Raw genomic sequence first — 11,798 nt, 5'->3', positions numbered from 1 at the left:
GGAGGAGGAAGAGCATGCTGGATCGCCTTGTCGCCTGGGCACGGCGTATCCGGCAGGACGTCCACGCGCTGTACCTCGCGGCACGGGACCCGCGGACGCCCTGGTACGCCAAGGCATTGGCACTCGGCATTGCCGCCTACGCACTCTCACCCATCGACCTGATCCCGGATTTCATCCCAGTGCTCGGCCTGCTGGACGAGGCCCTTCTGCTTCCGCCAGCAATCCTCCTGGCCATCCGCCTGATCCCTCCCGAGGTCATGGCCGAGCACCGCGAGGCGGCACGGCGCGCCGCCAGCCGTCCCGTCAGCTCGGCGGGCGCGGCCATGGTCGTCCTTCTTTGGCTCCTGGCCGCGCTAGTCCTCCTCGCATGGTTCTGGCCGGGGGAAGCGGATTAGATCACCCAGCCGCCATCCACCGCGAGGTCCTGCCCGGTCACCTGCCGCGACAGCTCCGAAGCGAGGAACAGCACCGCCCCCGCGACGTCCTGATCCGTGCTGATGCGCCGCAGCGCGTAGTCCTTGGAATACTCCTGCCGCGCCTCCTCCATCGAGATCCCGAGGCGGGCCGACATCTCGCCCCGCACCTTCTCGAAGCGCGGCCCCTCGATCATGCCGGGGCAGACGCAGTTCACGTTGACATTGTGCGGCCCGAGCTCCAGCGCGGCGGACTTGGTAATGCCGCGCAGCCCCCACTTGCTCGCGGAATAGGCGGCGCGCCCAGCCTTGCCGCGGAGCCCGAAGGTGCCGCCGACATTGACGATCTTGCCCGCCTTCGCCGCAATCATCGCGGGCGCGAAGGCGCGCATGGTCAGGAAGCAACCCGTGACGTTCAGGTCGAGGATGTCGCGGAACTCTTCCGGCGTCGTCTCCCAGAAGGTCTTGCCGAGCGGGCCCGTGCCGCCCGCGATGTTCACCAGCACGTCCGCCCGCCCGAAATCACGCAGCACGGAAGCGGCCATGGCCTCAACGCCGGCGGCATCGGTGATGTCGCAGCCATAGATCTCAGCCCGGCGACCCTTGGCGCGCGCCTCCTCGGCCACGGGCCCGATCGCGGCGGTGTCGCGCCCGACGAGCGCGAGGTCCGCCCCCTGGTCCGCCATCAACAGCGTGGCCGCCGCGCCCATCCCCTTGGCGGGGCCGGTCACGACGACCACCCGGTCCTTCAGCAACATGGAACCCTATCCCTTCAATGCGCCGGCAGCAGGCGCTTGGCCGCCGTGAAGCGCGAGCCCAGCGCACGGCAGTGGCAGGTGACATGCGGCGCCACCGCCTCGCACCACTCCCGCGTGCCGACGTTCGCCGCCGCCAGCCGGTCTGCGGCCTCTTGCGCCTGCCGTGCCAGAGCCGCCTCGTCTACCCCGAGCACCCGGCCATCCCGCAACTTCCACTCGCCGCCGATCATCACCTCGCGCAGCGCCAGCCCGTCCTCGGTCCAGACAAGCTGATTCGCCGCGTCGTTGAAGGGCAGCCAGTTCACATGGGAGAGGTCGAGGAAGAGCAGGTCCGCGAGCTTACCCGGCGCGACCGCCCCGGCCTCCAGCCCGAGCAGCTTTGCCGAACCCTCGGTCGCAAGCCGGACGGTCTCCGCCGTGCCCAGCCAGTCCTTCTCCTCCGCCCCCTCCCAGAGGCGGGAGGCGAAGGCCGCCAGCCGCATCGCCTCGAACATGTTCTGGTTGTCCGAGGAGCCGGAACCGTCCGTGCCCAGCCCGACCGTTACCCCCGCCCGGATCGCCGCCCGCGCCGGCGCGATCCCGGAGGCGAGGCGCATGTTGGAGCCGGGATTATGCGCGAGCCCCGCCCCGCGCTCGGCCATCAGGGCAAGATCGGCCTCCGTCAGCCACACTCCGTGCGCCACGCTGAAGCGCGGCCCCACCAACCCCATCGCATCCATGTGGGCGAGAAGGGTCGTCCCGTAGCGCAGCTCCCCGCCGCCCGCCTGGTAGCGCGCCTCCGCCACATGCGTCTGCACGGGCAACCCGTGTTCCTCCGCCAGATCCCGGCACCCCGCGAGGAAGTCGTCGGAGCAGTGCAGCGGGATGGTCGGCGCGCAGCCCAGCCGCACGTCGCCGCCGCGCCAGCCCCTCGCTGCCTCGTGGATGGTCGAGAGAATGTCGTCGGCCTTCGCCATCGACATCGCCGCCGCCCGTGCTCGGTGCGGCTCCGGCAGCGCCTGGATCAGCCCGGGCGTCGCCTGGAAGAAGGTGAGGTCGGCCACCATCGGCGCCAGCACCGCCCGCAGCCCCACGGCCCGATAGGCTTCCGCCATGGCCTGCAGCCCCTCGACCGTCGGCCCCGGGAACTCGAAGGCAAGGTCGTAGCCGGCGGTGCAGCCCTTCCGCAGCATCTCGACGGCCGTCAGCGTGGTCGCCAGCCGCTTGTCCTCCAGGCCGCGCGAGCCACCGATCCAGCCGGCATGGGTCAGCAGCAGCGCGAGGTCCCACTTGTCGCCCATGCCCTTGGAGAGGCCGCCATGCCCGTGGGTATGGGCGTTCACCAGCCCGGGCATCACCAGGCGCCCGGTCGCGTCGTGCCGCGCCGCATCCTCCACCGCCGTGCCGGGCTCCAGCAGGGCGGCGACGCGCCCCTCCTCGATCAGCAGGTCGCGGAACGGGGCGGCCGTGGCGTCCGGGAGCAGGACACGGGCGCCGTGGATCAGGAGTCTCTTCATTGCCCGACCATAGCAGGCAAGGGCCGCCATGCACGGGCGGGTGCCGGCGCCCGTCCCGGACACCGAACCTTGATGAACCGATACGGTTCGATCGCTTGCGGAACCATTGTGACGAAGTCGGGCGCCGGGACATAAAGAGGCATGGTAGCCGGCCCGATCACGATTCCACGCGCAACCGGCGGATCCGTCCCCGTGCCCCATGCCGGCTGGGCCGCGGCGCGGCGCGCGATCCTGCAGGCCTTCGCCACCGGGGAGCACCTGGTGGCGCTGCTCGGCCCGCCCGGCGTCGGCAAGACCTGCCTGTTGCGCGATATCGAGGCCGCGCTGCGCCCACAATCCATCCGCGTCCAGCGCCTCGAGAGCGGCGACGCCGCCGAGGGCGCACTCGAAGCCCGACCCGACACCGAGGTCCTGCTGGTGGACGAGGCGGACCGGATGAGCGAGGCAGCGCTGGAGGAGGTGGCCGAGCGCGAGGGCTGCTTCGCCGTGCTCGTCGGCCTTCCGGCCCTCGCGCGGCGCATCGCCCCCTGGCCGCACCGGGTGGTGAAGCTGGATGCGATCCCGCAGGCCGAGATCCGCTCCTACCTCGCGGCGCGCATGATCATCGCCGAACTCGACTCGTCCCGGCTGACCGACGAGGCCGCCGCCGCGCTGTCTGAGCTCTCCGCCGGCACGCCGCGCCTGCTGAACCTGCTGCTCGCCATGGCCTTCCACGAGGCCGACATGACCGGCCAGCGCGACGTGACGGCGAGCCACGTCCGGGAAGCGGCCGCGCTGCGGGCCGAGGCCGCACCCCACGATCAGGCCCGTGAGGATGCGCCGGCCCCCGAACCGACCGCGAGCCGGGCCGGTCCGCTCGAAATCGTTCCCCGCCGCGCCGATCTCTCGCTTGTGCCCGCCACAATGCCGGAAGAGGAACCAGAGCCGCGCTCCCGACTCCCGGTGCTCGCCCTCGTGACCGGCGCGGCGCTCGTGCTGGGCGGCCTGACCTGGGTCGCCCTGACCGAAGCGCCTCGCTCAGTGGTACGTCCTGCCAGCGCGCCGCAACCCGCGACAGGGACCTCAGCGGAGCTGGCCGGTCCCGCGAGCATGGCCCTCGCTCCGTCACCGCCTCCGCCCCCCTCCACCCGCGCCGCCACGGGAATTGCCGGGCTGCCTACGGGTGCCATGGTCCGGGTGGTCGTGACCTATCCCCGCGGGGTCGCCGAGGCGGCGCGCCGCGCCAGTGCGGTGGCCGCCGCGCTGGCGGGAGCTGGTATTTCCGTCGGCGCGCCCTTCCCGGTAGCCCGCCCGCCGGTAGGACCGAGCCTCAGCTACTTCTTCCGTGAGGATCGCGAGGCCGCGGGGCGTGTCGCGCGTCTTGCCGGGCTCGACGGCGTCGTGCCGCAGCTCGGCCTGGCCAGTGGCGCGGTTCCCCGCCCCGGCACGATCGAGATCGCCCTCGCCGCACCCGGCACCCCCGCGGAGGAGCGTGAGCCGCCGGTCGAGGACGAGGTGCCCGCGCCGCTCGCCGCCACGCCCGTCTATCCGCCGGAAGGCGCGACCCTGCCCGCCGATGCCGGCTGGCGGGGCGTCGTGCTCGCCTGGAGCGCACCCCTGGAAGCCCGGCCCAACCCCATTTTCGTCGAGGTCGTATCGCTCGGGACCGGCCGCGCCGCGGAATCTTCCCAGGGCTGGAGCGAGACCTTCGCCGCCTATGCGGAGGCGCCCGACGCGCAGCTTTTGCAGCTTTCCGGTCCAGGCCGCTATGCTTGGCGCGTGCTTACCGTCTCCCGCAGCTCCCGGCGCTACGCGGCCGGCCCCTGGTACGGCTTCGCCGTCGGCGGGCCGCCTTCATGAGGCCGGTTGCGCCTCTCCTCCTCTCCCTCCTCACCCTCGCCGCCTGCCAGACCCCCCCGCCACCGGCGCCGGTGGTGACGCCGCGGGTGGCACGTGCGCCAGCGCGGCCACTGCCGAGCCGGGTGGACGGCGCCTGGTCCTTCGGCGTCGCTGGGGACCGCTGCACCGCCCAGGTCGCGCACAAGGAGGCGACGCTCGGCATCACCGCCGGCCCAGGCAAGAGTGTCACCTTCTCCGCCGCCGCGCCGAGCCGCCGGGCGAACGGCCGGGCCCGCATCGTCTTCCGGGGCGAGGACGGGAACTGGGAGGCCCCGGCCCGTGGCACCGGCCGCACGGCCCTCGCCACCCTTCCGCTGGACGAGCGGGGCGAGGCCTATGTGCGCGACCTCCTCGGCGGAGGAACCGCCACGGTGCAGGGACCGGGGGTCGAGATGCCCGCCCTTTCCGTGCCGGACGCCGGCGTCTCCGGGCGCGACTGGTACGGTTGCGTCTCCCGCCTGGCGCAGCAATAGGCGCCTCGCCAGGCCTGCACAGCCCAGCCCGATAGGCTTATAGGAGCCGGCCCGCGGAGGGTCGGCCTGGGCGGGTAAGAGGGGCAGGGGGCATGACGGTCGGCATCGAGATCGGGCAGGCGAACACGGGCCCGGCGCGGCTGGACCTTGAGGAGCTTCTCGCCACGCGTCTGCTGGTGCAGGGCAATTCCGGCAGCGGGAAGTCGCACCTTCTTCGCCGCCTCCTGGAACAATCCGCCCCCTGGGTGCAGCAGGCTGTCATCGACCCCGAGGGCGACTTCACCTCGCTTGCCGACCGCTTCGGCCACCTCGTCATCGATGCCGCCGCCCATGCGGAGGAGGCAATGGCCGCCGCGGGCGACCGCGTGCGCCGTCACCGCGTCTCCGTCGTGCTAAACCTCGAAGGCCTGGAGACCGACCGCCAGCTCCGCCACGCCAGCGCCTTCCTCGGCGGCCTCTTCGACGCCGAGCGCGACCACTGGACGCCCATGCTCGTCGTCGTGGACGAGGCCCAACTCTTCGCCCCCGCGGCCGGCGGCGACGTGTCCGACGACGCCCGCCGCGCCTCGCTCTCTGCCATGACCGACCTCATGTGCCGCGGCCGCAAACGGGGCCTGGCCGGCATCATCGCGACGCAGCGCCTGGCGAAGCTCGCGAAGAACGTGGCTGCGGAGGCCTCGAACTTCCTCATGGGCCGAACCTTCCTCGATATCGACATGGCCCGCGCCGCCGACCTGCTGGGGATGGAGCGGCGCCAGGCGGAGGCTTTCCGCGACCTCCAGCGCGGTCACTTCATCGGCCTCGGCCCCGCACTCTCCCGCCGCCCGCTACCCATCCGCATCGGCACCGTGGAAACCGAAAGCCGCGGCGCGGGACCCACCCTGACCCCGCTGCCGCAGACCGGGCCGGAGGAGGCGCGGGAGCTGATCCTCGCCGCCCCGGACCCGGTCGTGCCACGCGCCGCACGCCGCCCGCCGCCGATCCCCCCGCAGGACATGCTGGCGCAGCTCGCGCAGGCGCGTCCTGCCGTGCCCCGCGTCGCAGAGCCTGAACCGACGCCGGAGGAGGAGGCCGAGCGCGAGGCGCGGATCGCGGCCATCCTCCACACCATGCTCGAGGAGCCCGACGCCGCCTTCCGGCCCATCGGCGTGCTCTACCAGGATCTTCTCGTTCGGCTGCGCATTCACGCCGTGGCCGGGCGCCCGCCTGAGCTGCCGGCCTTCCGCCGGATGCTCGCCGTTGCCCGCGCGGGCGTGCCGCCGGAGGCCGCGAACGACCCCGGCTGGCCCGAGGCCGCCGCGCGCGCGGACACCCTGCCGGAGGATACGCAGGGCGTCTTCCTCCTCCTCGCCCATGCGGCGCGGCAGGGCCTTCCCTGTCCCTCCGACGCCGCCATCGCGCGCGCCTATGGCAGCCGCTCCGCCGGGCGCGCGCGGCGACTGCTCGGCTGGATCGAGGAGCAGGGGCTGATCGTGACGCGCCCGGCTGCCGGCGGGCGGCGCGTGGTGGCGCTGGTCGGCCTCGCCTGGGAAACGGCGCCCGGCGACCCCGCCGCCGCGTAAGCTATCCGGCGTTGGGCTTCCGCAGCCGGAAGCCCAACGCCTCCGCCACCTGTGCACGGCTGACCACCGGCTCCAACGCCAGATCGGCGATGCTCCGGGCTACCCGCAGTGCCCGGGTGAAGCCCCGGTTGGTGAGGCCGAGCCGCTCCGCCGCCGTCTCGCACAGCCCTAGCGCCTCGGCGGCGAAGCCCTCCCGGATCGCCTCCACGGGCGCCTCCGCGTTCGTCGAAAAACGGTGCCCCTCGTAGCGCGCCCGCTGCACCTCGCGCGCCGCCGCCACGCGCGCCGCGACCACGGCACTCGTCTCGCCCGAGGGCGCGCGGGCCAACTCCCTCGGCGCGATCGGCTGCACCTCGATCGTCAGGTCGATGCGGTCGAGCAGCGGGCCCGAGAGCTTTCCCTGGTAGGCTTCTCCGCAGCGCGGCGCCTGCCCGCACTCCCGCCCGGCGGTGCCAAGATAGCCACAGCGGCAAGGGTTCATCGCGGCCACGAGCTGCACGCGTGCCGGATAGGAGACATGGGCCGCCGCCCGACTCACGGTGACCCGTCCGCTCTCCAGCGGCTGTCGCAGCGCTTCCAGAGCCGGGCGCGGAAATTCAGGCAGCTCATCGAGGAACAGCACGCCCCGGTGCGCCAGACTTACCTCGCCCGGCCGGGCGCGCGGCCCACCCCCGGTCAACGCCGCCTGGGATGCGGAGTGGTGCGGGTCGCGGAAGGGCGGCCGCGCGCTGATCCGCCCCGCCTCCAGCCCGCCGGCGACGGAGCGCACGAGGCTGACCTCCAGCGCCTCCGCCGGGGAGAGGTCGGGCAACAAGCCCGCCAGCCGGGCGGCCAACATCGACTTGCCCGAGCCCGGCGGGCCGATCATCAGCAGGTTGTGCGCCCCGGCCGCCGCGATCTCGAGGGCGCGCTTGGCGCTCTCCTGCCCCCGCACTTCCGAAAGGCAGGGTCCGCCCACCTCGTGCACGGCCGGGGGCGGGCTGGATGGCGGCGAGAGCGCCTGGCGTCCCTGGAAATGCGCGATCAGCGTGCGGAGGTCCGGCGCCGCCAGAGCTTCCGTCGCCCCTGCCCAGCTCGCCTCCGTCCCCTGCTCGGCCGGGCAGACGAGGCCGAGGTCACGCGCCGCGCAGGCCAGTGCCGCGGGCAGCACGCCGGCCACGGGCCCGATCGTGCCGTCCAGCGCCAGTTCCCCCATGGCCGCATAGCCCGCCAACTCATCGACGGGGATCACGCCCATGGCCGCGAGCAGCCCGAGCGCAATGGGCAGGTCGAAATGGCTTCCCTCCTTCACGAGGTCGGCCGGCGCCAGGTTCACGAGGATCCTCTTCGGCGGCAGCGAGAGGCCGAGTACCGAGAGCACCGCCCGCACCCGCTCGCGGCTCTCGCCCACCGCCTTGTTCGGCAACCCGACCACGGTGAAGGCCGGCAGCCCCGCGGCCACCTGAACCTGAACTTCGACCGGAACCGCCTCGACGCCGTGGAAGGAGAAGGTCGTGACGCGCGCGAGGCTCAACCGCCCCAGGCCCCGAGGAAGCGCGCCAGCAGCCCGCCGATCACCTCGGTGTTGTAGCCCCCCTCCTGCACGATGGCGGCCGGCAGGCGAAGGCCGGCGATGGCGGCGCCCGCGCGCGCGAAGCCCTCCTCGGTCACCCGCAGGGCGGCCAGCGGCTCGTGCTCGGAGGCATCGAAGCCGAGGGAGACGACCAGCGCCTCCGCCCCGTAGGCGCGCACGCGCGCGATCCCGGCGGCCACGGCCTCCAGCCAGTGCTCGTCGCCCGTGCCCATGCGCTGCGGGAGGTTTAGGTTGAAGCCGGCGCCCTCGCCGCCGCCCGTCTCGGAGGCGTGGCCGACGAACCAGGGGTAATAAGCGTCGGGATCGGCATGAATGGAGACGGTCAGCACGTCGCCGCGGGACCAGAAGATGCCCTGCGTGCCGTTTCCGTGATGGCTGTCGATGTCGAGCACCGCCACCCGGTCCGCTCCGGCGTCGCGCAGCGCTTGAGCGGCCAGCGCGGCGTTGTTGATGTAGCAGTGCCCACCGGCGCGCGCGGCGTAGGCGTGGTGCCCGGGCGGGCGGCAGAGCGCATAGGCCGTGCCGCCCCGCGCGGCGATCCCGGCCGCCGCCAGCGCGCAACCGGCCGCGGCGGCTGCCGCCTCATAGGTGCGAGGCCCGACTGGGCAGGCGGTGTCCGCCGTGTACCACCCCGCGCGCCCCACCGCCTTGGATGACGGGCGCGCGCCCTGGGCGAGCATTTCAGGCGAGGGATGGATGTTCGCCACCACCTCCTGCCCCGCGCCGGGGATGGCCGCCCATTCGGCGGCGGCATCCCGTAGCCAGTCGAGGTAGTCCGGCGTGTGCACCCCCTCCAGCGCCGCCCGCGCCGCCGGCTCCGGAAGGCCAGGCGCGATGCCGAGGGAGCGGAGCCCCTCCCGCAGCGCCGCCGCCCGGGCGGGCACCTCGAAGTTGGGGCGCAACACGCCCCGCATGAGGAAGAACTGCGGCGCGTGCGCCGATTCCAGCGGGTGGTCAAAGGCCTGCATGGGCGCCGACCCTATGGACCGGCAGGATGCTTGTCCACGCGCCGCGGCGATCTCGGACGTCGGGTTCGCTCATGCCTCGTCCCCCCGCCTCGACACCCGGCGCGAAGCGGTTAGCCTGCCGCGCCTCCACCCGGCCAGGACAGCCCATGCCCGATCTCGACCCCGGCGCCCGCCGCGCCATCCTCGACGCCGTCACGGCCCTGGAGGGCGAGGCCACCGACCGCCTCGCCGCCCTGGTCCGTTGCGCCTCCACCCTGGGGAACGAGGCCGGGGCGCTCGACCTCATGGCCGCGAACCTCGAATCGCTTGGCCTCGCCCCGAGGCGCATCCCGACCCTGCCGGAGAGGCTCCGCGACCATCCCGGCTTCTCGCCGCCGCTCATCTCCTACGAGGGCCGCGACAACGTGGCGGCCATCCACACGCCCCGCGAGGTCCGCGGCCGCAGCCTCGCGCTCCAGGGCCATGTGGACGTGGTGCCCGAGGGCGCGGCCGACCTCTGGATCACCCCGCCCTTCGAGCCCTCGGTGCGCGATGGCCGGATGTTTGGACGCGGCGCCGGCGACATGAAGGCCGGCATCGTCTCCTATCTGACGGCCTTCCAGGCGCTGCGCCTCGCCGGCCTGCAGCCCGCCGCCCCCGTGCAGATGCAGGCGGTGATCGAGGAGGAGTGCTCGGGCAACGGCGCGCTCGCCACCATGCTCGCCATGCCGCGCACCGATGCCGTGGTGATCCCCGAGCCCGGCCCGTCCATGGCCGCCATGTACTCGGCGGAAGTAGGCGTCGTCTGGGCCTGGGTCACCGTCACCGGCCGCCCAACGCATGTGCGGGACATGCATGCGGGCATCAACGCGATCGAGGCCGCCATGGCCATCGCCCGTCGCTTCAAGGACTACGAGAACGAGCGCAACCGGGCGGAGAATGTCCACGCGGCCTTCCGCGGCGTGAACCATCCGGTCAACGTCAATCTCGGCACGATCGAGGGCGGGGAGTGGAACAGCAGCGTGCCGACCCGCGCGCGCATCGGTCTCCGCGTCGGCGTCATGCTCGGCTACAGCGCCGCGCAGACCAAGGCGGACATCGAGCGCATCGTTGCGGAAGCCGCGGCCGACCCGGCGCTGCGCGGCACGAAGGTGGCGCTCGAGTTCAAGGGCTTCATGGCCGATGCCTGCGCCTTCGACATGGAGAGCGAGATCTGCCGCCTCGCCCGCCGCAGCTACGCCGACGTGGCGGGCGCCGAGTTGCGCGACTATCCCGCGACGGGCCTGACGGACGGCCGCTTCTTCACCCTCTACCAGGACACGCCCGTCGCCTGCTTCGGCCCGGACGCCCAGGACATCCACGGCATCGACGAGAGCGTCTCCCTCGCCTCCATGCACGCCATCACGCGCAGCATCGCGCTGCTGATGGCCGAGTGGTGCGGGGTGGAGCGCGCGGCGTGAGCAACATCCCGCTCTCCGGCGCGCGCCTCTGGGATTCGCTGATGGAGATGGCGCGGATCGGCGCCACGCCGAAGGGCGGCTGCAACCGCCAGGCGCTGACGGCACTCGACGGAGAGGGCAGGGCGCTTCTCGCCCGCTGGGGCGCGGAGGTCGGCCTCGCGCTGACCACCGACCGCCTGGGCAACATGGCGCTGCTGCGCCCGGGCCGCGACGCCTCCCGCCGGCCTGTCGCCATCGGCAGCCATCTCGACACCCAGCCCACGGGCGGCAAGTTCGACGGGGTGCTCGGCGTGCTGGCCGGGCTTGAGGTGATGCGCGCGCTGCACGAGGCCGGCACGGAGACCGAGGCCCCGCTGCTCCTCATCAACTGGACGAACGAGGAGGGCGCCCGCTTCTCCCCGCCGATGATGGGAAGCGGCGCCGCCATGGGCGCCTTCACGGAGGCGGAGGTGCTCGACATCCGCGACCCCGAGGGCACGCGCTTCGGCGATGCGCTCGCCGCCATCGGCTGGAGCGGCGAGGCGGATCCGGCGGGCCTCCACGACCTCGAGGCCTATTTCGAACTGCACATCGAGCAGGGCCCGATCCTCGAGAGGGAAGGCCTCGATATCGGCGTCGTCACCCACGCCCTGGCCCAGCAATGGTTCGACGTGACCGTCGCGGGCGAGGAATCCCATGCCGGCGGCGCCATGTCCCACCGCCGCGACGCGCTCGTCGCCGCCGCTCTCCTTGTCCGGGGTATCGAGGCCATCGCCCGCGAGGCCGGCGGCGACGCTCGCGGTACCGTCGGCCGCATCGCCGTCGAGCCCTCCAGCCGCAATGTGGTCCCCTCCCGCACCGCCTTCAGCGTTGATTTTCGCAACGGCGACGAGGCCGCGCTCGACCGCATGGCCGAGGCCCTGCACGAGCGCGCCCGTGCGGTCGCCGCCGAACGAGGCGTGGAGGTCGAGGTCACCCCCTTCTGGTCCTTCCCCCAGACCGGCTTCGACCCCGCCCTGGCCGGGCGCCTCCGCGATGCCGCGGCGGGCCGCAACCTCCGCTTCCGCGACATGCCCACCGGCATCGGGCACGACGCCGTCTATGTCGCCCGCCAGGTGCCGAGCGTCATGATCTTCACCCCCTGCCTCGGCGGCATCAGCCACAACGAGGCCGAGAGCATTACCCCGTCCCAGGCGGAGGCCGGGATGCTCGTCCTGGCCGACGCCGTCCTCGCCACGGCCGGCATCGCGAAGGGCTGA

At 73.1% G+C, this 11,798-nt stretch carries 10 protein-coding genes; 6 read left to right on the top strand and 4 right to left on the bottom strand.

Features of this window, described 5'->3' with window-relative positions:
- Nucleotides 1-14: 14 nt before the first annotated feature.
- Nucleotides 15-395, top strand: a complete 381-nt coding sequence (locus BO39_RS19360) for a YkvA family protein (protein ID WP_043836498.1) — start codon at nucleotides 15-17, stop codon at nucleotides 393-395.
- Here BO39_RS19360 and BO39_RS19355 read toward each other — a convergent pair.
- Entirely contained in the window at nucleotides 392-1,171 is a 780-nt protein-coding gene (locus BO39_RS19355; RefSeq protein WP_043836497.1) for an SDR family NAD(P)-dependent oxidoreductase, read from the bottom strand. The genes BO39_RS19360 and BO39_RS19355 overlap by 4 nt on opposite strands.
- Nucleotides 1,172-1,185: 14 nt before the next feature.
- On the bottom strand, nucleotides 1,186-2,667 hold the full coding sequence (locus BO39_RS19350) for an amidohydrolase family protein (protein WP_043836496.1): 1,482 nt from the start codon (nucleotides 2,665-2,667) through the stop codon (nucleotides 1,186-1,188).
- A 192-nt stretch (nucleotides 2,668-2,859) separates the two neighbouring features.
- Here BO39_RS19350 and BO39_RS19345 point away from each other — a divergent pair, with 192 nt between their 5' ends.
- The 3 genes from BO39_RS19345 (at nucleotide 2,860) to BO39_RS19335 (ending at nucleotide 6,580) form a co-directional block, all read left to right on the top strand.
- Nucleotides 2,860-4,506, top strand: a complete 1,647-nt coding sequence (locus tag BO39_RS19345; protein ID WP_169742788.1) for an AAA family ATPase — start codon at nucleotides 2,860-2,862, stop codon at nucleotides 4,504-4,506.
- The gene (locus tag BO39_RS19340; protein WP_156963768.1) at nucleotides 4,503-5,018 is read left to right on the top strand and encodes a hypothetical protein; all 516 of its coding nucleotides are present in this window, start codon (nucleotides 4,503-4,505) and stop codon (nucleotides 5,016-5,018) included. The genes BO39_RS19345 and BO39_RS19340 overlap by 4 nt, the downstream gene beginning before the upstream one ends.
- 92 nt (nucleotides 5,019-5,110) lie before the next feature.
- Nucleotides 5,111-6,580 carry an AAA family ATPase gene (locus tag BO39_RS19335; RefSeq protein ID WP_043836489.1) on the top strand — a complete coding sequence of 490 codons (1,470 nt, stop codon included), beginning with the start codon at nucleotides 5,111-5,113 and terminating at the stop codon, nucleotides 6,578-6,580.
- 1 nt (nucleotide 6,581) lies between these two features.
- Here the strand turns inward: BO39_RS19335 and BO39_RS19330 are convergent, their stop codons facing one another.
- Nucleotides 6,582-8,093, bottom strand: coding sequence for a YifB family Mg chelatase-like AAA ATPase (locus tag BO39_RS19330; protein ID WP_043836488.1), 1,512 nt, complete (start codon nucleotides 8,091-8,093; stop codon nucleotides 6,582-6,584).
- The gene (locus tag BO39_RS19325; protein ID WP_043836486.1) at nucleotides 8,090-9,121 is read right to left on the bottom strand and encodes a histone deacetylase family protein; all 1,032 of its coding nucleotides are present in this window, start codon (nucleotides 9,119-9,121) and stop codon (nucleotides 8,090-8,092) included. Before BO39_RS19325 ends, BO39_RS19330 begins: the two co-directional genes overlap by 4 nt.
- Nucleotides 9,122-9,267: 146 nt before the next feature.
- Between BO39_RS19325 and BO39_RS19320 the strand changes: the two genes are divergently transcribed.
- The gene (locus BO39_RS19320; protein WP_043836484.1) at nucleotides 9,268-10,560 is read left to right on the top strand and encodes an ArgE/DapE family deacylase; all 1,293 of its coding nucleotides are present in this window, start codon (nucleotides 9,268-9,270) and stop codon (nucleotides 10,558-10,560) included.
- Nucleotides 10,557-11,798, top strand: a complete 1,242-nt coding sequence (locus BO39_RS19315; RefSeq protein WP_043836564.1) for a Zn-dependent hydrolase — start codon at nucleotides 10,557-10,559, stop codon at nucleotides 11,796-11,798. Before BO39_RS19320 ends, BO39_RS19315 begins: the two co-directional genes overlap by 4 nt.

This window comes from Roseomonas aerilata DSM 19363, from assembly GCF_000711725.1.
GTDB classification, from domain to species: Bacteria; Pseudomonadota; Alphaproteobacteria; order Acetobacterales; family Acetobacteraceae; genus Roseomonas; species Roseomonas aerilata.
This window is presented reverse-complemented; position numbering and strand designations above follow the sequence as displayed.